This is a genomic window from Micromonospora sp. NPDC047467, assembly GCF_040643095.1.
Lineage (GTDB): Bacteria > Actinomycetota > Actinomycetes > Mycobacteriales > Micromonosporaceae > Micromonospora.
The window spans coordinates 83,930-107,531 of record NZ_JBEYTO010000003.1 but is presented as its reverse complement, the minus strand read 5'-3'; the positions used below and the strand labels follow the sequence as shown (position 1 = coordinate 107,531).

General features: G+C 70.3%; 18 protein-coding genes. 15 read left to right on the top strand and 3 right to left on the bottom strand.

Going from position 1 to position 23,602, the window contains the following annotated elements; all coding sequences use genetic code 11:
* The first annotated feature begins 427 nt into the window (after positions 1–427).
* The 13 genes from ABZ780_RS09220 to ABZ780_RS09160 are packed head-to-tail and all read left to right on the top strand — an operon-like array spanning position 428 to position 16,537.
* Positions 428–2,083, top strand: a complete 1,656-nt coding sequence (locus ABZ780_RS09220; RefSeq protein ID WP_357005441.1) for an ABC transporter substrate-binding protein — start codon at positions 428–430, stop codon at positions 2,081–2,083.
* A 15-nt stretch (positions 2,084–2,098) separates the two neighbouring features.
* Positions 2,099–3,109 carry an ABC transporter permease gene (locus ABZ780_RS09215; RefSeq protein ID WP_357005444.1) on the top strand — a complete coding sequence of 337 codons (1,011 nt, stop codon included), beginning with the start codon at positions 2,099–2,101 and terminating at the stop codon, positions 3,107–3,109.
* Positions 3,109–3,996, top strand: a complete 888-nt coding sequence (locus tag ABZ780_RS09210) for an ABC transporter permease (protein WP_357005446.1) — start codon at positions 3,109–3,111, stop codon at positions 3,994–3,996. Before ABZ780_RS09215 ends, ABZ780_RS09210 begins: the two co-directional genes overlap by 1 nt.
* Before the next feature lie 2 nt (positions 3,997–3,998).
* Positions 3,999–6,035, top strand: a complete 2,037-nt coding sequence (locus ABZ780_RS09205) for a dipeptide ABC transporter ATP-binding protein (protein WP_357485864.1) — start codon at positions 3,999–4,001, stop codon at positions 6,033–6,035.
* Positions 6,032–8,083, top strand: coding sequence for a hydantoinase/oxoprolinase family protein (locus ABZ780_RS09200; RefSeq protein WP_357485424.1), 2,052 nt, complete (start codon positions 6,032–6,034; stop codon positions 8,081–8,083). The genes ABZ780_RS09205 and ABZ780_RS09200 overlap by 4 nt, the downstream gene beginning before the upstream one ends.
* Positions 8,080–9,768: a hydantoinase B/oxoprolinase family protein gene (locus ABZ780_RS09195; protein ID WP_357485423.1), complete on the top strand. Its 1,689-nt coding sequence runs from the start codon at positions 8,080–8,082 to the stop codon at positions 9,766–9,768. The genes ABZ780_RS09200 and ABZ780_RS09195 overlap by 4 nt, the downstream gene beginning before the upstream one ends.
* A complete protein-coding gene (locus ABZ780_RS09190) occupies positions 9,761–11,431 on the top strand; it encodes a hydantoinase B/oxoprolinase family protein (protein WP_357005455.1) in 1,671 nt (556 codons plus the stop codon). The genes ABZ780_RS09195 and ABZ780_RS09190 overlap by 8 nt, the downstream gene beginning before the upstream one ends.
* Positions 11,428–12,693, top strand: a complete 1,266-nt coding sequence (locus ABZ780_RS09185; RefSeq protein ID WP_357485421.1) for an amidohydrolase family protein — start codon at positions 11,428–11,430, stop codon at positions 12,691–12,693. The genes ABZ780_RS09190 and ABZ780_RS09185 overlap by 4 nt, the downstream gene beginning before the upstream one ends.
* Positions 12,690–13,103 (top strand): nuclear transport factor 2 family protein, encoded by a 414-nt coding sequence (locus ABZ780_RS09180; protein WP_357005459.1) that lies wholly within the window; start codon positions 12,690–12,692, stop codon positions 13,101–13,103. Before ABZ780_RS09185 ends, ABZ780_RS09180 begins: the two co-directional genes overlap by 4 nt.
* Positions 13,100–14,104: an NADPH:quinone oxidoreductase family protein gene (locus tag ABZ780_RS09175; RefSeq protein ID WP_357005461.1), complete on the top strand. Its 1,005-nt coding sequence runs from the start codon at positions 13,100–13,102 to the stop codon at positions 14,102–14,104. The genes ABZ780_RS09180 and ABZ780_RS09175 overlap by 4 nt, the downstream gene beginning before the upstream one ends.
* On the top strand, positions 14,101–14,430 hold the full coding sequence (locus ABZ780_RS09170) for a TIGR04076 family protein (RefSeq protein WP_357005463.1): 330 nt from the start codon (positions 14,101–14,103) through the stop codon (positions 14,428–14,430). The genes ABZ780_RS09175 and ABZ780_RS09170 overlap by 4 nt, the downstream gene beginning before the upstream one ends.
* Positions 14,430–15,428 carry an LLM class flavin-dependent oxidoreductase gene (locus tag ABZ780_RS09165; protein ID WP_357485420.1) on the top strand — a complete coding sequence of 333 codons (999 nt, stop codon included), beginning with the start codon at positions 14,430–14,432 and terminating at the stop codon, positions 15,426–15,428. The genes ABZ780_RS09170 and ABZ780_RS09165 overlap by 1 nt, the downstream gene beginning before the upstream one ends.
* Positions 15,429–15,442: 14 nt before the next feature.
* Complete coding sequence (locus ABZ780_RS09160; RefSeq protein WP_357485419.1) at positions 15,443–16,537, top strand: alpha/beta hydrolase; 1,095 nt, start codon at positions 15,443–15,445, stop codon at positions 16,535–16,537.
* A gap of 88 nt (positions 16,538–16,625) precedes the next feature.
* Here the strand turns inward: ABZ780_RS09160 and ABZ780_RS09155 are convergent, their stop codons facing one another.
* Together ABZ780_RS09155 and ABZ780_RS09150 are read right to left on the bottom strand one after the other, a co-directional pair.
* Entirely contained in the window at positions 16,626–17,261 is a 636-nt protein-coding gene (locus ABZ780_RS09155; protein WP_357006773.1) for an XRE family transcriptional regulator, read from the bottom strand.
* A gap of 234 nt (positions 17,262–17,495) precedes the next feature.
* Complete coding sequence (locus ABZ780_RS09150) at positions 17,496–19,529, bottom strand: nuclear transport factor 2 family protein (protein WP_357485417.1); 2,034 nt, start codon at positions 19,527–19,529, stop codon at positions 17,496–17,498.
* Between the two features lie 526 nt (positions 19,530–20,055).
* Here ABZ780_RS09150 and ABZ780_RS09145 point away from each other — a divergent pair.
* Positions 20,056–20,448: a nuclear transport factor 2 family protein gene (locus ABZ780_RS09145; RefSeq protein WP_357485416.1), complete on the top strand. Its 393-nt coding sequence runs from the start codon at positions 20,056–20,058 to the stop codon at positions 20,446–20,448.
* Between the two features lie 103 nt (positions 20,449–20,551).
* Here ABZ780_RS09145 and ABZ780_RS09140 read toward each other — a convergent pair whose 3' ends face one another.
* Positions 20,552–20,881, bottom strand: coding sequence for a TraR/DksA C4-type zinc finger protein (locus ABZ780_RS09140; RefSeq protein ID WP_357005477.1), 330 nt, complete (start codon positions 20,879–20,881; stop codon positions 20,552–20,554).
* A gap of 1,137 nt (positions 20,882–22,018) precedes the next feature.
* On the opposite strand from ABZ780_RS09140, the gene ABZ780_RS09135 reads away from it, so the two are divergent.
* Positions 22,019–23,557 carry a non-reducing end alpha-L-arabinofuranosidase family hydrolase gene (locus ABZ780_RS09135; protein WP_357485414.1) on the top strand — a complete coding sequence of 513 codons (1,539 nt, stop codon included), beginning with the start codon at positions 22,019–22,021 and terminating at the stop codon, positions 23,555–23,557.
* Positions 23,558–23,602: the final 45 nt, after the last annotated feature.

The following is a 23,602-nucleotide window of genomic DNA, read 5'->3' as shown; positions in this document are numbered from 1 at the left end:
GCGGACCCGATCTGTCCAGGGCCTTCTGGCGGCACCCCTTCCCGCCGTAACTATCGCTGGGGCGGCCGAAAATTCCGGAGGTGCGGTGGCCCGGCTGGTTGTGAACGCTCACAGCACGACATGGCGAAAACGCGGGATCACGTACGTCCGTGGGGCGGCCGACCGACGCATTGGTGAACATCGACGACAGCTTCTCGCGGGTTCGCGACGGGTGGGGCTGTTGGTGAACGTGTTAGGTAACGAGTTAGTGAACCTTCGTGAACGCTGGCTACACACTAATCCCGCACTTCGAGAAGGGTTTCGGGCAAAGGTGCCGAGAGAGCCTGTGAACGCCGTTCACCCCCTTGTTCACTCTCGCTTAATCCTGTAGAACTCCAGGTGGGTCCGCTGGGCGGCCCATCTCCCCCTGGTTCTAGGAGGACTACTAATGGCTCGTTCGCACCGCCCGGGCGCCTCCTCGCCCGCGCTTTCCCGCCGCGGTGTCCTGCAGTTGGGGGGCAGCGTCGCGCTCCTTCTCGCGACCGGCGCCTGCGCCGCGGACAGCGGCAACAAGTCGAAGGACGGGACGTCGGGCGGCTCCGCCGCCAAGACGTTGCGCATCGCCGTCTCGAGCTACCTGTCGAGCTGGGACCAGGACTTCGTCGGCTTCGACCTGACCGCGCTCATGCTCTACAAGAACGTCTTCCCGTACCTGATCGACTACGGGGTCACCAGCGCCGGTGACAGCAAGATCTTCGACACCCAGAACGTCACCCCGACGTTCGCCGAGTCGTTCGAGCCCGACGCCGCACAGAAGGTGTGGACGCTCAAGCTGCGTCGCGGCGTGAAGTTCGGCAGCGGCAACGAGATGACGGCCGCCGACGTGAAGTGGTCGAAGGACCGCGCGTTCGCCGCCCAGGCCAACGTGGCCGGCGTCTACCGCACCATCGGCCTGACCGAACCGGACCAGGTCAAGGTCGTCGACGACTACACGGTGGAGTTCCACCAGGCGTTCCCCAGCGCCCTCACCCGGCAGATCCAGGCGATCTCGCTGTACGTCTTCGACTCCGTCGAGGCCAAGAAGCACGCCACCGCCAGCGACCCCTGGGCCAAGGAGTGGTTCGCGAAGAACCCGCCCACCGGCGGCTACTACAACGTCGCGAAGGCCACCCAGGGGCAGGAGATCGAGCTCAGCGCGAACACCGGCTACCCGGGCCCCGACCCGGCCAAGATCCCGACCATCCGGATCTCGGTCGTGCCGGCCGCGTCGAACCAGCGGCTGCAACTGCAGGCCGGTGACATCGACGTCGCCCTCGGCATCAGCCAGCGCGACATCCAGGACCTCAAGAAGGCGCCGGGCATCAAGGTCATCTCGGCCGCCAGCAACCGTCAGGTCGCCATCCAGATGTCGGTCACCACAGCGCCGTTCAACGACGTGAACGTCCGTAAGGCGCTCGCGTACGCGGTGCCCTACGAGCAGATCATCAGCAACGTGTACGGCGGCGACGCCCGCGCGGCGAAGAGCACCGTGCCGCTGGACATGCCTGGGCACGACGAGAACGGCTACCCGTACACCCACGACCTCGACAAGGCGAAGGCCGCGATGGCCGCCGCCGGCAAGTCGTCGCTGGACTCCGAGTTGGTCTTCGAGTCCGACAACGAGGAGCAGCAGAAGATCGCCGTCCAGGTGCAGGGCGAGGCGGCGAAGGCGGGCATCAGGCTCAAGCTGACCCCGCTGGACCCCGCGACCCTCGGCGAGCGGCGGACGAAGAAGAACATCCCGATTCAGCTCACCTCCGGTCAGCTCTGGGTCGACGACGTCGAATACATGCTCGCCACGAGCTTCGTCAAGGGCGCCAACCTCAACTACTCCAACTACACCAACCCGGAGATCGAGCAGATCTACGAGAAGTCGCACACCACGGTCGACGAGGCCGCCCGCAACGCGCTCTGGAAGCGGGTTCAGGAGATCCTCGCCGCGGACGTGCCCTGGGCGGTCATCTGCCAGCCCAACTTCAACCTGCCCGTGCGGGAATCCGTCGCCGGCTGGGTGCAGCCGATCGACGGCCTCGCCCGCCTGCGCTACCTGAGCGCGTCGGACTAGGGACACCACCCACCCATGCGCATCTTCCGGTTTGTCGTCAGGCGACTACTCCAGCTGATCCCCGTTCTGCTCGGAGTAGTCGTCCTGGCGTTCCTCCTGGTCCGGGTGCTGCCGGGCGACCCGGTGCGGAGCATTCTCGGGCCGAACGCCAGTGCGGAGGACGCCGCCGCGGCCCGGGCCCGCTTCGGGCTCGACCAGTCGCTGTGGCAGCAGTTCCTCGACTATCTCGGCGGGCTCCTCACCGGGGACTTCGGCACCTCGATCCAGAGCGGCGGCTCCGTGGGTGCGGAGATGGCGCTACGGGTCGGGCCCACCCTGCAACTCGTCGTCATCGCCGTGACCATCGCGCTGGTGGTGGCGACAGTGCTCGGCGTCTGGTCGGCCCGGCGGGCCAACCGGCTCGGCGACCACAGCGTCCGGGTGTTCGCCCTGGTCGGCAACTCCGTCCCCGAGTTCTGGCTCGGCCTGATGCTGGTGCTGGTCGGCTACAGCATCCTCGGCTGGTTCCCGGCGCCGAACGGGCGCGTCGATCCGGACACGAACCTGACCCCACTCACCGGCGCCGATCTCCTCGACGCCGCGCTCACCGCCAACGGGCCGGCCTTCGCCTCCGCCGCGGCGTACCTCGTGCTGCCGGTGCTGACCCTGGTCGTCGGCGTGGTCGCGCCGCTGCTGCGCAGCGTCCGGGCCTCCGCGTTGGAGGTGCTGCACTCCGAGTCGTACGCCGCGGCGCAGGCACACGGCCTGCGCGGCCGGACCCTGCACTACGGCTACCTGATGCGGGCGACGCTGGTCCGACTGCCGTCGCTGGCCGCGTTGGTCTTCGGCACCGCTATCGGCTCCACCGTGCTCGTTGAGTACGTGTACTCGTGGCAGGGCTTCGGCCAGTGGGCCCTGCGCGGCCTGCTCTACCGGGACTACCCCGTGGTGCAGGCGTCGGTGCTGGTCATCGCGTTGTGCTACGTGCTGGTGTTCCTCATCGCCGACGTGGTCCACGCGATCCTCGACCCGAGAGTGAGGCTCTGATGGCCGAGCTGCGCACCGCCGTCACCGGCGATTCCGCGACGGCACCGGTGGTCATCGCCGGCGGTGACCGGGACAGTCGTTTCGCCCGACGCCTGATCATCGCCGGCGCGACCATCCTCTCGGTGATCGCGGTGGTGGCGCTGCTCGCGCCGCTGCTGAGCCCATGGGGCGAGACCGAGATCGACCCGGCGAACACGCTTGTCGGCCCAGGCGGCAACCACCTCCTGGGCACCGACGGCAACGGCATGGACATCTGGAGCCGGATGCTCTACGCCGCCCGGCTCGACCTGGGCATCGCCCTGGCAGCGGTCGCGCTCGCCGTGGTGGTCGGCACCCTGCTCGGCTTGGTCGCCGGATACTTCGGCGGCTGGCTCGACGACGTGCTGATGCGGGTGGTCGACATCTTCCAGTCGTTCCCCACGTTCATCCTGGCGCTCGCGGTGGCCGCCCTGCTCGGCAACGGCACGATCAACCTCATCATCACGATCGCGGCGGTGAACGCTCCGGCGTACGCCCGGTTGGTCCGCGCCGAGGTGCGGTCGCTGCGCGAACTGCCGTTCGTGGACGCCGCGATCACCTCCGGGGCGTCGTCGGTGGGTGTCCTGTGGCGGCACCTGCTGCCCAACAGCCTCACCCCGGTGCGGGTGATCGCGCCGTTGAACTGCGGCTGGGCGATGCTCACCCTGGCCGGGCTCTCCTTCCTCGGCCTGGGCGTGAGCATCCCCGACGCGGAGTGGGGAGCCATGATCAGCCTGGGTGCCGCAGACGTGGTCGGTGGACGGTGGTGGACCTCGGTCCCGCCCGGCCTCGCCCTGCTCGCCTGCGTCCTCGGGTTCAGCCTGCTCGGCGAAGGCCTGCAGGACCGCGCTAACGCGAAGCGGCGGTGACCATGCTGTCTATCGAGAACCTTTCCGTGCTCATCCGCCGGCCCGGCCGGCAGGTGGCCGCGCTCAGCGACGTGACCTTCGCCGTGCGACCCGGCGAGGTCGTCGGCCTGGTCGGGGAGAGCGGCGGTGGCAAGAGCATGGTGGCTCGCGCCATCGTCGGGTTGCTCCCCGGCGGCTCGCACGCCACCGGCCGGGTGCTCTTCGACGACTCGGACGTGCTGCGCATGGACGACGAGGCGCTGGCCGCCCACCGTGGGCGCGGGGTGGCGATCTGCTTCCAGAACCCGCGCGGGGCGCTCAGCCCCACCCGCACCGTCGGCAAGCAGCTCGTCGACCGGCTCTCGACCCACCAGGAGATGTCCGGCGCCCGGGCCCGGGAGGCGGCGCGTGAGCTGTTCGAGGCGGTCGGCATCCGCAGCCCGCAGCGGCGGCTCGACGCGTACGCCCACGAACTGTCCGGCGGTATGGCCCAGCGAGTGATGATCTCACTGGCCACCGGGTGCGCCCCCGACCTGCTGATCGCCGACGAGCCGACCACCGGCCTCGACGTGACGCTGACCCGGGAGATCCTGCGACAGTTCCGGCACGCCGCCGACACCGACGGCCGGGGGGTGCTGCTGATCTCCCACGACCTCGCCTCCATCGCGGAGGTCTGCGACCGGGTGGTGGTGCTCTACGCCGGAACGGTCGTGGAGAGCGGACCGGCCGAGCAGGTGCTGCGGGAGCCCGCGCACCCGTACACCCGGGCGCTGCTGCGCTCGGTGCCGGACGTCGGCGGCCGGCCGGTCGTCGCCACCCCCGGCGCCATGCCCCTGCTGACCCAGGCGCCGCACAACTGCCCGTTCGTCACCCGCTGCGCGCACGCCGACGACACCTGTGCGGCGCGGCGGCCGACCACCGAGCCCGTCGCGGCCGGTGCCGGTGACTGGTCGCTGGCCTGCTTCCACCCGCAGACCCGGCCGCTCGACGCCGACGGGTCGTCGACCTCGCCCGCGCCGGCGGGACCCGGCGCGGACCCGGCCGAGCCGGGCCAGAAGCCCGCCGTGCTGGAGATCGACGACGCGCACGTGGTCTATCGCAGCCGGTTCGGCTCCGGCGGCCATCACGCGCTGCGTGGCGTCACGCTGCGGCTCGGTCCGGGCGAGACGCTGGGCGTGGTGGGCGAGAGCGGCTGCGGCAAGAGCACGCTGGCCAGGCTCGTCATGGGTCTGGTCGCGCCCACGTCCGGCACGGTCACCGTCGCCGGGCAGAGCCTGGTCAAGCAACCGGGCCCGCGCCGCCCCCATGGGCAGGCGCTGCGGCGCGCACGTACCCGTGTCCAGCTCGTGTTCCAGGACCCGATCGGTTCGCTGAGCCCGCGCCGCACCGTCGGCGACTCCATCGCCGAGCCGTTGCGGGCCGCGGGCCTGTCCCCGGCGGAACGCACCGCACGCGTGGCCGCGGTGCTGGACCGGATGGAGCTGGACCGCTCGATTCTCCAGCGGTACCCGCACGAGCTGTCCGGCGGTCAGGCCCAGCGCATCGGCATCGCCCGCGCCCTGGTGGGTGAGCCGGACCTGATCGTCTTCGACGAACCGACCTCGGCCCTGGACGTCACCGTGCAGGCGCAGATCCTCGCGGTGATCGCCGACGTCGCCGCCGACGCGGACCGCGCCTCGGTGTTCATCTCCCACGACCTGGCGACCGTGCGCGGCTTCGCCGACCGCGTCGTGGTGCTCTACCTCGGCCGGGTCGTCGAGGAGGGCCCGGTGGACGTCGTCTTCGACAACCCCCGGCACCCCTACACCCGCGCGCTGCTGGGCAGCGCACCCCGTCTCGGCGGGACGACCGGATCCGACGGCGAGGCCGTTGAACTGGTCAAGGACCTCGAAGAAGCCGACGCCGCTACCGGGTGCCCACTCGCCGCCCGGTGCCCGTTCGTCACCGACCGGTGCCGAGCGGAGCAGCAGGAGCTTCAGTCGTACGGCGAGAGCCGGGCCGCCTGCTGGCGGGTTCCCGAGCTCCCCGCCCTCATCGGAAGGCAGGCTGTCACGCCATGACCCGTCGCCCCATCCGGCTCGCTGTCGACATCGGCGGCACCTTCGTGGATGCCATGGAACTCGACACGCGCACCAACCGGGTCCGCTTCCGTAAGGCGGCGACGACCCCGGCCCGACCCGCGGACGGTGTGCTCGCCGCGATCAACGCGCTCGGCACCGACCTGTCCGAGGTGGAGTTGTTCATCCACGGCACCACCCTCGGGCTCAACGCGGTGCTGGAGCGTCGGGGTGGACGCACCGGCATCATCACCAACGAGGGCTTCCGGGACATCTTCCTGATCGGTCGCGGCAACGTGCCGTCCGACCACATGTACGACTTCCAGTACCAGCGGCCGGAGAGCCTCGTGCAGCGCCGCTTCACCGCTGGCGTGCGGGGCCGGCTCGACTACCGGGGCCGGGTCGTGGAGGAGCTGGACCCGGAGAGCGTCCGGGCTGCCGCCCGCACGCTCGTGGTGGACCAGCAGGTCACCTCGATCGCCATCTGCTTCCTGCACTCGTTCCTCGACCCGAGCCACGAGCGGGAGGCCGCGCGCCTGATCCACGAGGAGTTCCCCGACGTCAGCCTGTCGCTGTCGACGGACATCGTGCGCGAGTACCGCGAGTACGAGCGGACCAGCACCACGGTGCTGGAGGCGTACATCCGGCCGATCTTCGAGCGGTACGTCGACGAGCTGGAGGCCGGGCTGGCCGAACGCGGCTTCGACGGACGCTTCCTGATCATGCGCTCCGGCGGCGGCTCGATGACCAGCGCGGTCGCCAAGACGGCACCCACCCACACCGTGCTCTCCGGCCCGGCCGGCGGCATCGTCGGCGCGGCCTACATCGCCTCCGAGCTGGGCCGCGACAACGTGCTCACGTTCGACATCGGCGGCACCTCGCTGGACGCCTGCGTGATCGAGCGCGGCAACCCGGTGGCCGCGTACGAGGCGCAGCTGGAGCACTTCCCGCTGCTCATCCCGACGTACGACATCCGCACCATCGGCGCCGGCGGCGGCTCGATCGCCTGGCTGGACCACGGTCTGCTCAAGGTCGGCCCGCAGAGCGCGGGCGCCGACCCGGGACCGGTCTGCTACGGCCGGGGCGGCACGAAGCCGACGGTCACCGACGCCGCGGTGGTGCTCGGCTACATGGACCCGGACCGCTTCCTCGCCGGCACCATGGGGCTGCGTGACGCGGAGGCCCGCGCTGCCATCCAGGAGCAGCTCGCCGAGCCGCTCGGCCTGACCGTGGAGAGCGCGGCGGCGGGCGTGTTCGACGTGCTGCTGGCCCGCACCGTCGGGGCGGTCCGGCAGATCACCGTCGAGCGGGGTCACGACCCGCGGCAGTTCGCGCTGCTCGCGTTCGGTGGCGCCGGGCCGCTGCTGGCCCCGCTGCTGGCGCGGGAGATGGGCATCGGCGAGGTGATCGTGCCGTTCGCGCCGTCCGGTTTCTCCGCATGGGGCATGCTGTCGGCCGACATCGTCAACGACTTCAGCCGTACCGTGATGGCCACCCTGGACGACGCGGACCTGGGCGAGCTGGACGAGCTGTTCAAGGCGGTCGAGGCCGAAGCTGTCGCGTCGCTGGTGGCGCAGGGCGTGCCGGCCGGCGAGGCGGTGCTGGAGCGGCAGTTCGAGCTGCGCTACCTCGGCCAGGAGCACAGCCTGATGGTCACCGTCGGGCGCGAGCTGGACCGCGACGCGATCCGCGCCGCGTTCGACGAGACGCACCGCGGCCGGTACGGCCACACCATGGGCAACCCGTTGCAGATCCTCAACCTGCGGGTGCGCGGCATCGGCCGCACCGACCGGCCCGAGCTGGAGACCCTGCCCCGCGGCGACGGCGACCCGTCGCAGGCGCTGCTGAACCACCGGGACGCCTACGACTTCGGACAGCAAGCGGTCGTGCCGTTCGCGGTGTACGACCGGGCCCGCCTGGAGCCGGGCGACACCTTCGACGGTCCGGCGCTGATCGACGAGGGCACCTCCACCACGGTGGTGCCCAGCGGTCAGCGGGTCACCGTCGACGACCACGGATACCTGCTCGTCACACTGGAGGAAGCCGCATGAGCACGCTGGACGGAGCCCAGGTCGAGGTTGTCCGCAGCTATCTGTTGTCGGCGGCCGAGGAGATGCGGGCCACGCTGATCCGTACCTCCTTCAACCCGGTCATCTACGAGGTGCACGACTTCGGCATGTCGATGTACGACGCCGACCTGCGGCTGGTCGCCGAGGCGACCGGGTTGACGTTCTTCCTCGGCGCCAACGACTTCTCGCTGCGCAAGGGCGTGGAGTACGTCGGCCGGGAGAACCTGCACCGGGGTGACGTGGTGCTGCTCAATTACCCGTACTGGAACGCGGCGCACGCGTACGACGCGACGCTGTTCGCTCCGGTGTTCCGGCCGGACCCGGCCGACGCCGACGCCGACGGCGACCTCGTCGGGTTCCTCTGCGTCCGCGCCCACTGGATGGATCTGGGCGCCAAGGATCCGGGCTACGTGCTCGACTCGACCGACATGCACCAGGAAGGTGTCATCTTCCCCGGCACCAAGGTGGTCTCCCGGGGCAAGCCGGTGCACGAGGTCCACGAGCTGATCCGATTCAACTCGCGGATGCCCGACGCGGTGCTCGGCGACCTGCACGCGCAGATCGCCGCGCTGCGCACCGGTGAGCGCCGGATGCTGGAGATCATCGAGAAGTTCGGCCGGACCACTGTGGACCAGGCGATCGACCGGATCATCGCCGACGGCGAGGCCCGCGCCCGCGCCGCGCTGGCGACCCTGCCGCAGGGCACCTGGACCGCCGAGGACTGGGTGGACGACGACGGCATCAGCGACGAGCCGGTCAAGATGCGCGCCACCGTCACCATCGCCGACGGGAAGTTCATCGTGGACTTCGCCGGCTCGGCCCCCGCCACCCGTGGTCCGATCAACATGCCGTTCGGCGCGACCGAGGCGATCTGCAAGGTCGTCCTGAAGGCGTTGACGTCGCGGGACGAGCCGTCGAACGCCGGCACCGTGGCACCGCTGGAGGTGCGGGCCGAGCCGGGCACCCTGTTCCACGCCGTCTACCCGCAGCCCACGTTCACGCTGTGGACCGGCATCGTCGCGGTGGAGTTGATCCTCAAGGCGCTGGCGCAGGGCATGCCGGACCGGCTGGCGGCCTCCAGTGGTGGTGACGTGCCGGGGTTCATGATGGTCGGCCTGCACCCGGACACCGGCCAGATGTTCGCGGTCAGCAACAACGACCTGGTGGGCTGGGGCGGCACCGCGCAGCACGACGGGATGGACGCCGCCACCCACGTCTCCGGCAGCACCGGACGGGGCACCCCGATCGAGGTGATGGAGGCCAAGACCGGCATGTTCTTCGAGCGCTGGGAGATCCGCGAGGACTCCGGTGGTGCGGGCCGGTTCCGTGGTGGTTGCGGCCTGCGGCGCGACATCCGGTTCGTGACGCCCGGTGAGTTCCTGATGGTGATCAAGAAGACGAAGAGCGCGCCGTGGGCGCTCGATGGCGGCTTGCAGCCGGAACCGAACCAGGTGGTGGTGTTCCCGGGCACCGACCGCGAGCACCGGGTGAGCACCAAGCGCACGGCCGTGGCGGTGGGGGACCGGGTGACGGTGCTTACCGCCGGTGGCGGTGGGCACGGCGACCCGCGCGGCCGCGACCCGGAGTCGGTGCGGCGGGACGTGGCCGAGGGCTACGTCTCCCGGGAGGCGGCCCGGGACGTCTACGGAGTGGACGTCGATGGGTAGGCCGACGGTCGACGGGGCGACCGTCGAGGTCGTCCGCAGTCACCTCGTCTCGGCCGCCGAGGAGATGCGGGCCGCGCTGGTCCGCACCGCGTTCAACCCGGTCATCTACGAGGTGTACGACTTCGGCATCTCCATCTACGACCGGGAGTTGCGGCTGGTCGCGGAGTCGACCGGGCTGTCCCGCTTCCTCGGTGCCAACGACTACTCGGTGCGCAAGGGCGTGGAGTACGTCGGCCGGGAGAACCTGCACCGCGGCGACGTGGTGCTGCTCAACTACCCGTACTGGAACGCGGCGCACACCTACGACGCGACGCTGTTCGCGCCGGTCATCCTGCCCGACAGCGACGAGTTGGTCGGCTTCCTGTGCATCCGCGCGCACTGGATGGACCTGGGCGCCAAGGACCCGGGCTACGTGCTCGACTCCACGGACATGCACCAGGAGGGGATCGTCTTCCCCGGCACGAAGGTGTACGCCCGTGGCGAGCCGGTGCACGAGATCCACGAGTTGATCCGCTTCAACTCGCGCATGCCGGACCTCGTCATCGGCGACCTCAACGCGCAGATCGCCGCGCTGCGTACCGGTGAGCGCCGGATGATCGAGCTGTTCCAGCAGTTCGGCCCGTCCGTGGTGGACGCGGTGATCGAGCGGGTGATCCAGGTGGCCGCCGATGATGCCCGCGCGGCGGTCGACGCGCTGCCGCAGGGTAGTTGGACCGCCGAGGACTGGCTCGACGACGACGGCGTCACCGACGACCCGATCCGGATGCGGGTCACCGTCACCGTCGCCGACGGTGAGTTCACGGTCGACTTCGCCGGCTCGTCCCCCGCCGTGCCCGGGCCGGTGAACCTGCCGCTGGGCGCCACCATCGCCACCTGCCGGGTCGCGTTCAAGGGCGTCACGACACCCGGGGAGCAGACCAACGCCGGGCACTTCGCGCCCCTTCGGGTACGCGCCGAGCCCGGAACGCTGTTCCACGCGCGCTACCCCGCCGCCACGTTCACCCAGTGGACCGGCACGGTCGCCCTGGAGCTGATCCTGAAGGCGCTGGCGCAGGGCATGCCGGACCGGTTGGCGGCCTCCAGCGGCGGTGACGTGCCCGGGTTCATGATGGTCGGCCAGCACCCGGACACCGGCCAGATGTTCGCGGTCAGCAACAACGACCCGGTCGGGTGGGGTGGGACGCCGCAGCACGACGGCATCGGACCGGCGAACCACCTCTGCCAGACCCAGGCGCGCAACACGCCCGTCGAGGTGCTGGAGGCGAAGACGGGGATGTTCTTCGAACGGGTGGAGATCCGGACGGACTCCGGTGGCGCGGGTCGGTTCCGGGGTGGTTGTGGGTTGCGGCGGGACATCCGTTTCGTGACGCCGGGTGAGTTCCTGACGGTGATCAAGAAGACGAAGAGCGCGCCGTGGGCGTTGGCCGGTGGAGTGCGGCCGGAACCGAACCAGGTGGTGGTTTTTCCTGGTACGGACCGCGAGCACCGGGTGAGCACACGGCGTACCGCGGTGGCAGTGGGAGATCGGGTGACGCTGTTGACCGCCGGTGGTGGTGGGCACGGTGACCCGGCTTCCCGGGATCCGGAGGCGGTTCGGCGGGACGTGGCCGAGGGCTACGTCTCCCCGCAGACCGCCCGAGACGTATATGGAGTGATCGCGTGAGTGCCGCCTATTCCCCCGAACCGTCGAGCGTGCTGCTCGGCAACTGCACCGTTCTGGACGCCCGCGTCGTGGACGGCATGGAGCCCATCGCCGACGCCGGTGTGTGGATCCGCGGCGACCGGATCGCCGCCGTCGGCCCGTACCCGGAGGTGGCTGCCGAGGCGCGGGCCGCCGGCCCGGTGACCAACGTGGACCTCGCCGGGGCGTACCTGACCCCCGGACTGGCCAACATGCACACGCACTTCTCGCTGTCGCTGCCCGGCTCCGGAGGCGACAACGTCAAGGGCATGGGCCCGTACGACCTCGCCCACTACATGGCCAACGGGGCGCGGCGCACGCTGCACTCCGGCGTGACCACCGTGCGCTGCGTGGCGGAGAAGGACCACGCCGACTTCGCGTTGCGGCGGGCCATCAACGCCGGCCGCACGTCGGGTCCGCGCATCTACACCGCCGGTCGGGCACTGGTCTGCACCGGCGGACACGGCCACGAGAGCAACGACACCCTCGAGTGCGACGGCCCGGTCGGCTTCCGCCGGGGCGCACGCAGCCAGATCAAGGCCGGCGCGGACCTCATCAAGGTGATGATCTCGGGCGGCATCGCCGGTGAGCACGAGCGCATCAGCACGCCCCAGCTCTTCACCGACGAGATGACCGCGGTGATCGAGACCGCCCACGCGTGGGGCCGCAAGGTGACGGCGCACGCCGGTCCGGCCGACGTGATCGGCGCGGCGGTGGAGCTGGGACTGGACTGTGTGGAGCACGGCTACCAGCTCACCCCGGAGGTCGCGGCGCGGATGGCCGAGCGCGGCACCGCGCTCGTGCCGACGCTGCTGGTGACCCGGTGCAAGGAGTTCTTCGACGAGCTCGGCGTGCCGGAGTGGATGCAGTGCCGCTCGCTCGGCGCCGGCCCCCGGCACCTGGAGAGCTTCGACATGGCCGTCGCCGCCGGTGTGGAGGTGCTGCTCGGCAGCGACATGCCCCCGTTCTGGGAGTTCGAGGGAACCACCGCCTCGATCCGGGAGCTGGAGTACATGTCCGAGCGGATCGGGCCCGCGCGGGCGATCCACGCCGGCACCCTCGGGCCCATCCGGTGGCTTGGGGCGGAGTCCGACCTCGGCACGGTCGAGGCCGGCAAGCTGGCCGACCTGATCGCGATGAACGACGACCCGCTGGCCGACACCTCGGCGTTCCGGGACGTGCGGTGGGTGATGAAGGGCGGGCAGATCGCCCGCGACGACCAGAACCAGGAGGACGCGCGATGACGTTCGCGGAGGCAGGCGCGGCGGCGATCGCCGCCGGCATCGATGACATGTACGACGCTTTCCTCGCCGGGGACAAGGTGCGGTTCGACACGCACCTGCACGCCGAGGTGACCACCTGGGAGACCCACCTGCCCGGGCCGCTGCGCACCCGTGCCCAGTTGAACGACTACCGCGAGCAGCGGGACGCCGCGGGCCAACGGCCGCAGCTGGCGGTGCTCGCCGCGCGGGACAAGCGCATCGACGTCTGGGACGACTTCGGCGTCGCCCGGTACATGCTGGTCTCGCAGGTCGGGGCGGACGACGAGCAGGAGCTCACCCGGGTCACCGACGTGCTGCGCCGGATCGACGGCCGCTGGGTGATCGTGCACCACCACGCCGAGCTGGTACGGGATCCGGTGGGCGCGGCATGATCCGCCGGCTGGTCGCCGAGCGGACCGGTGAGCCGGCGGACGTGCTGTCGGTGGCCGAGCTGCCCGACGACCCGCCGCCCGGCCCCGCACAGGTGCGGCTCGCCGTGCGTACGGTGGGCCTGAACTTCCTCGACGTCCTGCTGTGCCGGGGTGAGTACCCGGTGCGGCCGGACCCGCCGATGACGCCCGGGGTGGAGGCGGCCGGCCGGGTCGTCGCCGCGGGCGTCGGGGCCGAGCACCTGCTGGGCCAGGAGGTCCTGGCCTGCCCGACGTTGCCGCGTGGCGCGCTCGGCACGACCGTGACGGTGGACGCCGCCGTGGTCGTGCCGCGGCCGCCCACCATCGACCCGGTGACCGCGGCGGCGCTGCCCGTCACGTACCAGACCGCGTGGTTCGCGCTGGAGCGGGCCGGCCTCACGGCCGGGCAGACGGTGCTGGTGCACGCCGGCGCCGGCGGTGTCGGCATCGCCGCCATCCAGCTCGCCGTGGCCCGTGGGGCACGGGTGGTCGCCACCGCCGGCGGCCCGGCCAAGACGGCCGTCTGCCGTGCCCACGGCGCGGAGGTCGCCGTCGACTACACGACGGAGGACTTCGTGGCCGCCGTACGGGAGGTCACCGCCGGGCGGGGCGCGGACGTCATCGTGGATCCCGTGGGCGGCGACGTGTTCGCCCGATCCTGGGAGTGCCTCGCGTTCGAGGGCCGTCTCGTCGCGGTGGGAGCGGCCGGCGGCCCACCGCCACCGGTCGACCCGGTCCGGCTGATGGCGGCGAACGCGACCCTGGTCGGCCTCTCCTGGGGCTCCCGGTACCCGTGGCAGCGCGCGTCGGCGGTCGAGGCGGCGTACCAGGAGTTGTTCGACATGTGCGGGTCCGGCGCGGTCCGGCCGCCGGTCAGCCGGATCGTCTCGCTGGACGAGGCGCCGGCGGCGTTGACCGAACTGGCCGAACGACGGACCACCGGCAAGATCATCGTACGGATCGACGAGGGGGAGGGCCCGTGAGCGACAGCGCCGACGGCGACATGGAGATCTACGACCTGAAGGTGACCGTCGACCGGATCGAGGGCCGGTCGGTGTGCGGCATGGACGTGGGCGACTACTTCGAACTGACCAACAGCGCACACCTGCGGCTGCCCGAGGGACAACACTTCTGCGTGTACGCGCTCGCGTCGGTGCTGCCCTTCCTCGCCGCGAAGCAGCGTGACCTGGCTGCGGGGGACTGGCTGGCCCAGGACTCCCACTTCATCTGCCCCGACCCCGAGGAGCGACTCGTCATGAAGGTGGAACGGACCTGCCGGCGCCGGATGAACTCGGCGGACCTGACCTGATGGCCGTCGAGATCGGACTCGGCCTGCAGAGCGACAAGCCGGCCGGCGCCTACGCCCGGCTGGCCCGCGCCGCCGAGTCACACGGCTTCGACGTGCTGACCGTCTTCGGTGACCTGATGTACCAGCCGCCGATCTTCCCGCTGCTGGAGATGGCGCAGGCGACCAGCCGGGTACGCCTCGGCGCGGCCTGCCTGAACCCGTACTCCATGGCACCGTACGAGATCGCCGGTCAGCTCGCCGCGCTGGACCTGGCCTCGCACGGCCGGGCGTACCTGGGGCTGGCCCGCGGGACCTGGCTGGGCGCGGTCGGGCTGCCGCAGCCGCGACCGTTGACCACGATCGAGGAGGCCGTCGAGGTCGTCTACCGCCTGTTGCGGGGCGACCGGAGCGGCTTCACCGGCCGGGTCTTCTCGCTGGCGCCCGACACCGCCCTGCGCTACGCCGTGCACCGGCCCGATCCGCCGCTGCTGCTCGGCGCGTGGGGTCCGCAGGGCGCGGCGGTCGCCGGCCGGATCGCCGACGAGATCAAGGTGGGCGGCAGCGCCAACCCCGACATGGTGGCGGTGATCCGCGAACGCGTTCGGGTCGGTACGGAGAAGGCCGGGCGCGACGTCTCCGACGTCGGCATCGTGCTGGGCGCCGTGACGGTGGTCGACACCGACGGCGAGGCGGCCCGGGCCAAGGCCCGCACCGAGGTGGCGATGTACCTGGCGGTCGTTGCGGAACTCGACCCGACGGTCGCGCTGCCCGACGACCTGGTGAAGCGGGTCGGCGACCTGGTCGACGCGGGCGAGGACGAGGCGGCGGGCCGGCTCATCCCGGACGACGTGCTCGACCGTTTCGCCTTCTCCGGCACCCCGGAGCAGGTCGCCGCGCAGGCCCAGGCGCTCATCGACGCCGGCGTCCGCCGGGTCGAGTTCGGCACCCCGCACGGCCTGACCGACGAGCGCGGCGTGGACCTGCTCGGTTCCGCCGTCCTGCCGCTGCTCCGCAGGTGAGAAAGGGGTCCGCCGTGGAGGTTGTCGTCGTGGTCGGCCCGGAGCTGGTGGCCGACAACGCGCTGCTGGCGTCGCTCACCGCCGCCACCTGCGCCGAACTCGGTGTCACAGGCCGGTTCGTCACCGCCACCTCGGCCGGTGAGATCCGGTCCCTGCTCGCTGCGGCGGACCCGCCGGCGGTGGTGTTGCCCGGCCCGACGCCCGAGGCACGTGCCCTCATCGGCGCCCGGCCGCAGCACGTGGTCTGGTACGACCCGACGGTCGAACCGCCGGTCCCCGGCGCGGTCCACCTGGCCGGCCGGGGACTGTGGGGCGTGGCGTGGGCCATCCGGCACGCCGTGCACCGCCTGCGCTCACCCGCCACGCGGATCGCCTACGGCCCGCACCCGGACCAGTGGGGTGACCTGCGGCTGCCGTCCTCCCCGCAGGCCGGTGCGGCGCCGGTCGCGGTGCTGCTGCACGGCGGGTTCTGGCGATCCGCCTGGGGTGCGGACCTGATGGACGCCGTCGCCGTCGACCTGGCCCGACGTGGGTACGCGTCCTGGAACCTGGAGTACCGGCGTCCGGACCGGCACGGTTGGGACGCCACCACGGGCGACGTGGCGGCCGGCGTCGCCGCGCTTCGGGACCTCGCCGGCGACCGACCGCTGGACGCGGAGCGGGTCGTGATCCTGGGTCACTCGGCCGGCGGGCAGCTCGCCCTGCGGGTCGCGGCGGACCTGGCGGCGGGGGAACGCGCTCCCGTCTCCGTCGCACTGGCGGTGTCGCTGGCCGGGGTTCTCGACCTCACCGAGGGCGAGCGGCGCAACCTCGGCGACGGCGCCGTCGCCGAGGCCCTGGGCGGCTCGCCGACCACGGCCCTGCGGCGGTACGCCGAGAGCGACCCGATGCTCCGGCTGCCCGTGGGGGTGCCGGCCCTCCTCGTGCAGGGGACGGACGACAGCTTGGACCTCGTCGACACGAACCGGCGGTACGCCGTGGCGGCCCGCGACGCGGGGGACGACGTCCAGCACCTCGAACAGCCGGGGGACCACTTCGCGGTGATCGACCCGGACGCGGCCATCTGGCAGGCCACGATGAGCGCCGTGGACCGCCGCGTCGCTCGGTGACGCCTGCCCCTACTCGGGTGCTTCACGAAATTGTCCCTGTGTTCACGTGTGTGAACGCAGGGACAATTTTCCGCGAGTGGGATTGGCGTCAGAACAGCCGGGGCGTGACGACCGAGACCACGGTCGTCACCGAGTCGGTGTCGTTGTACATCTGGTGCGGTACCGACGACCGCAGGTGCACGCTGTCCCCCGGGCGCAGCCGGTGCTCGACGCCCTCGACCTCGTAGAGCAACTCGCCGGAGATGACGTAGGCGAACTCCTCGCCGCTGTGGCCGTACGCGTTCTCCCGCCGCCCGCCGGGGGCGATGTGCACCATCATCGGCTCGAGCACCAGCTCCGGCCCCCGGTCGGAGAGCATGCGGTAGGTCTGCTGCCCGGAGACGTACTGCGTGGTCGCCGTCTCTGCCCTGGTGAGCGTGAAATGCCGGGGAAGCGTGGAGACGGTGCTGTCGGGGGAGCTGGTGCCGGAATCGAAGAAGTCCGCCACCGAGTGGTCGAGCGCCTTGGCGACGCTGCCGAGCGCGGTCAGGCCGATGGAGGAGATGCCGCGCTCGACCTGGGACAGGAAGCCGATCGACAGCCCGGCGCGCGAGGCGAGGCCGCGCAGGGTGAGCCCACGCTCCTTGCGGTACCGCCGTATGCGAGCGCCGACCACACCGGCCGGGGTGCTCTCCTCCGAAGGGCCACCAGGGCCGGCCTGCTCCGACGGCGGCTGACTGTTCATGGACCGCACGAGGACCTCCTGTCGAGGTGGCGGGAAGTCCGCCCGGATGTTCGATGGTATCGAACATCCCGACGGGCGCGCGAGGGGCGCACCCGAAACGCTCTTGTCAACCGCGCCGGCGGTGACTCCATTCCTGCCGGCGGTGCACCGACAGAAGCGCCCCTCCCGATCGGTTCGATCGGGAGGGGCGCCTCGTCAACGGCTCAGCGTGAGGGCTGCGCCGTCAGGGCCGAATCAGCCCACCTCCAAGCCGTCGACCTGGGGACCGGTCGGCGGCAGCTGATAGCCGTGCCGCGTCATGCTCCAGTCCGGCCGCACCTCGCAGGGAGCACAGTCGTACCAGAAGTTGGCGGGCGTGCGACCGGTCACCGGGTTGCGGTAGTGGAACCACATCGGCACGATGTCCGGCCACTGGATGTACCCGGGGCTGCCGCCACGGAAGCCCCTGGACCGCTCGCCGAGCGCGCTGTGCAGGACGTCCGGCGGGAAGATGTTCACGAGGTTGCTCGGCGCCGGATCGGGCAGGCTCGGATCGCGCGGCACCGCGTCACCCCAGCCCCGGGCCCAGTTGGCCGACTGCCAGTAGAACTCGTCGATGTCCAGGCTCCAGATCCGCCAGATCCCGTCCTCAAGAACGAACTGGTCGTTGTACATCGCGCCGTTGATGTACCCGGCGTTGTTGGTCGACGCGTTCACGTGCATCAGCCGGGCCCGGACCGATGTCGAGCGACCGTCGTGCGACACGTCGATCACCGGCTGCGGTCGCCAGTGCAGCACGAGGAAGGACTTCGTCGTCGGCGGCGTGGTGTTGCCGTACGTCGCGACCACCGAGCCGAGGATGCGTTCGCGCGTGCCGTTCCAGCCGGCGAACGGCGACAGCTTGTGGCCCTCCACCGCGTGCACTGCCGCCATTTCCTGCCAACGGCTGTCGTCGATGTAGTAGCTGTACGCCGCCGAGACGTTCTCGGACCCGTCGTACGCGACCGAACGGCTCAGCCTCCGTTGCAGGTCGGCGAGATCGTGCTTGGGACCCTTCGGGCCGCCGGCTGCCTTGCCGGGCTTGGATGCCGGCGTGCGGCCGGCGACGTCGAGGAATTTCGGCGCCTTCACGGATGCGACCGGGCCGGTCCCGCCGTCGCCCCAACCCGTGCCGTAGGGCGCGGTGATCAGGGGCGTCAGGTGCATCTCCTTGAGCTTCCACAGCCCGCCCTGCTTGACGAAGCGGTTCGTGAAGACGGAGAACTGCCAGGAGGCGCCGCTCGCGTCGTTGAGCATGCCGACCTCGATGCCGCGCGTGGTCGCCTTGGTGCCGTTCTTGTCGACGTCGACGATCGTGTCGAACAGCGGCCGGTCGTTGAGGATGCCCTGCGTCAGGCCCTCCGGGCCCATGCGCTCCATCGCCTGGCGTACGCCGTTGGCGTTGCGGAAGACACCCACACCGTCGATGGTGACCTTCGCGCCGTTGGCGAAGAGGTCGACCACGTCGGTCCACATCCGGCGGTCCACGTAGTAGCCGTACGAGTGCTGGAGATTGCGCACCGAGTCCTCGTCGTTGAGGGCGTCGATGCGGTCGGCCAGTTCCTTCGCGTTGAACCCGGCCTTGGGCGCCTTCCCGGTCGGCGCGGGGATCGGCACGCCGGCGACGTCGGGCGTGAAGTGGTAGGGGACCACCGGCACCGGCTGCCGGTTGATCGTCCGGAATCCGGTCGCGTAGTCGCCCTCGTAGAGCGGGTAGTAGCGCAGCAGCGAGATCTTCCACTCGCCCTTTTCGAGCACGTACTCGTTCTGGTAGATGCCGCCGTCGATGCGGGCCGCGCCGGCCCCGTCGCCCAGGAAGCGGATCCCGGACCACCGGCCCTTCGCGGTGCGACCGTCGGCCGAGAGGTTGACCAGTGGTTGGTCGATCACCGTGGTGTGGAGCGCACCCGGCGTGGCGCCGTTCATCGCCCCGGCCTCGGTGGCGAGCCATCCCTTGATGGCCTGGTGGCCCGTCACGACCTGGTTGCCCCAGTGCAGCGTGCCGTTCCCACTGAACAGCTTCGCCATGTCTGTCCAGCGCCCGAACTGGGCCAGGTGGGCGTAGGAGCGCTGCACGTCCTTGACCTCGCGCAGCGATTCGACCCGCTCGACGTCCCGCGCGAGCGAGTCGAGGCTCACCGGGGCGTTGCTGTTCGCTGATGCCTGCGGTGCCCGCACGGCGACGTTCACGCTGGCCGCCAGCAACAGCCCTGTCGCTGCTGCCGTCAGCCGCCTTGTCAGAGGTTTCATGGTCACATCCCTATCCGTGCTGCCGCGCGGAATCCCACGCGGTCGGGGTGGGGGGATATTTGGCATCGCCAATCCAGGACGGAGGGCGATGCCGTGAAACGTACGCGACATGTTCATGCAACGCAACGGACAAACCGGCTAGTGAACTTTATGCGTGGTGGATCGCCGCCGATCTTGCTGAGCTGGGCTGGTTTCCGTGCTTTTGCCCGACGTGTGTAGGTAGACAATCGTCAGGTCGCGGGATGCCAGCTCCATCCCGAATTGCTATGCGAACATTCGGTTCGTTTTCCGCACTAGCCGAATGATGATCGCGGAAACTCGGCGGCGGAGAGGCACCTCGCCGGCCGGCAGCGTCGTCCGCGCGGATCGGGACGAGACCGCCGAGATCATGGCCGGATGGCCCGACCCGGATCCTCCGTTGTGGACTGAGGCCGCACGCTCGCGGTGCCGTCCACGAGCTGGGTCGGCCACAGCGCCACCGCTGTTTGGCCGGTGTCGCCGCCCGCCGAATGGCAAGGTGATGTCCATGAACAGGATGGACGTTGCCGAATGGATCGCGAGCTACGAGAGGGTGTGGCGGACGCCGGGTACGGACGCGTTGGTCACGCTCTTCACCGAGGATGCGCGCTACCAGCAGGGCCCGTACTGGACACCCGTCGTCGGCCTACCGGCGATCACCCGGATGTGGGAAAAGCAGCGCCAAGGCCCCGACGAGGCGTTCCAGATGACCACGGAGATCGTCGCGGTCGACGGCGACACGGCGGTGTCGCGCCAGGAGGTCCGCTACGGCGACCCGGTCGACCAGGAGTACCGCGACCTGTGGGTCATGCGATTCGCCGACGACGGGCGATGCCGGTCGTTCGAGGAGTGGCCTTTCTGGCCGGGACAGCAGCCGGCCAACTCCCCGGACGGGTCGTGACCGAGGCCCTCGCCACGGTCACCTGACGGCATCACCATCGCTCAGCGGCCTCGCGCCGCGGGTGTGTGGCTGCCGTGCTGTGGCACGGCAGCCACTTCGGGCGTCACCCCTTGTGCTTCTCCTGGCACGGCACGCAGAAGCGAGCGTGCGGGAGAATCTCGAGCCGCTCTGGCGGGATGGACCTGTGGCACTTCTCGCAGGCGCCGTAGGTGCCGTCGGAGATCCGGCCCAGCGCGCCGGTGATGTGCTCGATGTTGCGGCGGGTGGCCGACAGCAGCGCGGCGTTGTGGTGGGCCTCGCTGGGGTCGCCGGTGTCCGCGCTGAGTTCGGTCAGTTCTCGCAGCCGCGCCGTCTGCGTGGCGAAGTCGTCGGCCAGGGACGATCGCAGATCAGCCAGCCAACTGCTGTCGACAGGACGATGGTCGATGCTCATGGTCTGCCCTTCGAAATGGTCCGGGTAAAGAAAAAAGGGCCGAAGCTTGGATAGCTTCGCCCTGGCGGTCGTTTTGGATGCAACGATTCCGCGGGAGGGCCTCGGCCGCTTCGCTTCGGGCTGGGCAGCCCCTGTGTGAGCGCGATGTGCGGCGCGCGGACAACCGGCACCCGCATCCACGCCATCCGGCGCGCCGCCGTCGTCACGCGGGCAGCGCCGAGTGCCGTCACCTCAGTGACGGTAGGCGTGCGCAACGTGACCAGCGGCATGCATCCACCATAGGTTGATGTCTGCGCTAAAGCCAGCGTCCCTGGGCGGACGGTCAGCGCAATGGCGCGACCCCGGCGCGCTGGTCGTCGACGGCGGGCGTCACGGTTGCCCTGTTCGGCGGCCAGTGCGAGGTGAGCGCCACCGTCGCCGGGATCTACCCATTCGCCCGACGTCGCCGATTCAGCGCCAGCGGCACGGTCGTCCTCGTCCCCTGGGCGCGGCCCGATGCCCGGTCCCGGCGAGATCCGGTCACCCCGGCCCGCCGTGGACCAGGGTGACCGGCACTACCCGAAAGAACGTACGGTCGCGTCTAGTCGTCGATTTCCGAGCCGATCTGATTGCCTTCTCAGTGGCTCATTCCCGCCATTCCTCCGGGGCCGGGCGAGGCGTTGAGCGCCCAATGACCAAGCGCCCGCGACGCCCGGCAGGTGGACGGCGGGCGTTCCTGAACGGATCCGCCGGGCGGGCAGACCGGGGTGGGTCCGGATGATCAAGTGATGCGCGGGCGTCGATGTTAGCGCCAACCAGCGTCGTCTCCCAGGCGGCCCAGCTCTGGCTCGCTCCGGTGGGGTCTGCGGGGGTCGGTGAGGGGCGGTCATCCCAGGGGCAGCCGTCCGTCGTGGCCTGATGATTCCGGAACGTTACGACTTGACGAACGGCATGTTATCGCTCACAGTCGATGTCCAAGGACGACGATACCTGTGGCTTACCGGGCGAGCCTGCATCGTCGATCTCGATTCAGGCGTGCGCCAGGAGATGCAGACGTCTTGTAACCACTCATGTTCTCGACGCATGCGTCCGGCCACGCGTCGCGGTGCGCCCATCCTCGGGCAGACCGTTCGGCTCTTGGTCATGTGGAGGAGGATCATGTCTGCCTTTGGTAGGGCTCCATCGATCGCGCCACCGGCGCGGCGGCGCAGATGGTTGCCGCGCTTGCTCACCGCCGGCGTGGCGGCGGTTCTGGTCGGTGGTGCCGCGGCGGCGGTGGTGTCGTCACCCGCTGCTGCGGCGACGGTCGACACGAGCGCGTGGTACGTGTTGGTCAACCGCAACAGCGGCAAGGCCCTGGACGTGTACAACCTGGCGACGAATGACGGTGCGCGCATCACGCAGTGGGCGCGGAACAACGGCAACCAGCAGCAGTGGCAGTTCGTGGACTCCGGCGGTGGCTACTACCGGCTGAAGTCGCGGCTGTCCGGCAAGGTGCTGGATGTCTACAACTTCTCGACCGCCAACGGCGGCAGCATCGTGCAGTGGACCGACCTCAACGGGTCCAACCAGCAGTTCCGGCTGGCCGACTCGGACAGCGGCTACGTCCGCTTGATCAACCGCAACAGCAACAGGGTGGTGGAGGTGCAGGGCGCCTCGACCGCCGACGGTGGAAACATCGTGCAGTACGACGACTGGAACGGCGCCAACCAGCAGTGGCAGCTCGTCCGCGTCGATGGCGGGGGCAACCCCACCACGCCGCCGCCGACGACTCCGCCGCCGGGCGGCACCTGCAACCTTCCGTCGACGTACCGGTGGTCGTCGACGGGTGTGTTGGCGACTCCGCGGTCGGGGTGGGTGTCGTTGAAGGACTTCACTGTCGCTCCGTACAACGGTCGGCAGTTGGTCTACGCCACCACGCACGATTTCGGGTCGAGTTGGGGTTCGATGAACTTCAGCCTCTTCACGAACTATTCGGAGATGGCGTCGGCCAGCCAGAACGCGATGTCGTCGGCGACGGTGGCGCCGTCGTTGTTCTACTTCGCGCCGCGCAACATCTGGGTGCTCGCCTACCAGTGGGGTCCGACCGCGTTCTCCTACCGGACCTCTACTGACCCGACGAACCCGAATGGTTGGTCGTCGGCGCAGCCGCTGTTCACCGGGAGCATCTCCGGCTCGGGCACCGGGCCGATCGATCAAGCGGTCATCGGTGACGGCACGAACATGTACCTGTTCTTCGCTGGTGACAACGGCAAGATCTATCGGGCGAGCATGCCGATCGGGAACTTCCCGGGCAGCTTCGGCAGCAATTACACGACGATCATGAGTGACTCGACGAACAATCTGTTCGAGGCGGTGCAGGTCTACAAGCTTCAGGGCCAGAGCCGGTATCTGATGATCGTCGAGGCGATCGGGTCGCAGGGTCGCTACTTCCGGTCGTTCACGGCCACCAGCCTGGGTGGGTCCTGGACCCCGCAGGCGGCGACGGAGAGCAACCCGTTCGCGGGTAAGGCCAACAGTGGCGCGACGTGGACCAACGACATCAGCCACGGCGAGTTGCTGCGCACCAACGCCGATCAGACGATGACGGTGGACCCCTGCAACCTGCAACTGCTCTACCAGGGGCGTTCGCCCAACTCCGGCGGCGACTACGGCCTGCTGCCCTACCGCCCCGGCCTGCTCACCCTGCAACGCTGAACGGGCGCGACGAAACGGGCGGGCTCGGTGCCACACCGAGCCCGC

What these genes read in the sequence shown, in the direction of transcription:
- ABZ780_RS09220 (WP_357005441.1), top strand. Translation starts at nt 428, where the DNA reads ATGGCTCGTTCGCACCGCCCGGGCGCCTCCTCGCCCGCGCTTTCCCGC.
- ABZ780_RS09215 (WP_357005444.1), top strand. Translation starts at nt 2,099, where the DNA reads ATGCGCATCTTCCGGTTTGTCGTCAGGCGACTACTCCAGCTGATCCCC.
- ABZ780_RS09210 (WP_357005446.1), top strand. Translation starts at nt 3,109, where the DNA reads ATGGCCGAGCTGCGCACCGCCGTCACCGGCGATTCCGCGACGGCACCG.
- ABZ780_RS09205 (WP_357485864.1), top strand. Translation starts at nt 3,999, where the DNA reads ATGCTGTCTATCGAGAACCTTTCCGTGCTCATCCGCCGGCCCGGCCGG.
- ABZ780_RS09200 (WP_357485424.1), top strand. Translation starts at nt 6,032, where the DNA reads ATGACCCGTCGCCCCATCCGGCTCGCTGTCGACATCGGCGGCACCTTC.
- ABZ780_RS09195 (WP_357485423.1), top strand. Translation starts at nt 8,080, where the DNA reads ATGAGCACGCTGGACGGAGCCCAGGTCGAGGTTGTCCGCAGCTATCTG.
- ABZ780_RS09190 (WP_357005455.1), top strand. Translation starts at nt 9,761, where the DNA reads ATGGGTAGGCCGACGGTCGACGGGGCGACCGTCGAGGTCGTCCGCAGT.
- ABZ780_RS09180 (WP_357005459.1), top strand. Translation starts at nt 12,690, where the DNA reads ATGACGTTCGCGGAGGCAGGCGCGGCGGCGATCGCCGCCGGCATCGAT.
- ABZ780_RS09175 (WP_357005461.1), top strand. Translation starts at nt 13,100, where the DNA reads ATGATCCGCCGGCTGGTCGCCGAGCGGACCGGTGAGCCGGCGGACGTG.
- ABZ780_RS09165 (WP_357485420.1), top strand. Translation starts at nt 14,430, where the DNA reads ATGGCCGTCGAGATCGGACTCGGCCTGCAGAGCGACAAGCCGGCCGGC.
- ABZ780_RS09155 (WP_357006773.1), bottom strand. Translation starts at nt 17,261, where the DNA reads ATGAACAGTCAGCCGCCGTCGGAGCAGGCCGGCCCTGGTGGCCCTTCG.
- ABZ780_RS09150 (WP_357485417.1), bottom strand. Translation starts at nt 19,529, where the DNA reads ATGAAACCTCTGACAAGGCGGCTGACGGCAGCAGCGACAGGGCTGTTG.
- ABZ780_RS09145 (WP_357485416.1), top strand. Translation starts at nt 20,056, where the DNA reads ATGAACAGGATGGACGTTGCCGAATGGATCGCGAGCTACGAGAGGGTG.
- ABZ780_RS09140 (WP_357005477.1), bottom strand. Translation starts at nt 20,881, where the DNA reads ATGAGCATCGACCATCGTCCTGTCGACAGCAGTTGGCTGGCTGATCTG.
- ABZ780_RS09135 (WP_357485414.1), top strand. Translation starts at nt 22,019, where the DNA reads ATGTCTGCCTTTGGTAGGGCTCCATCGATCGCGCCACCGGCGCGGCGG.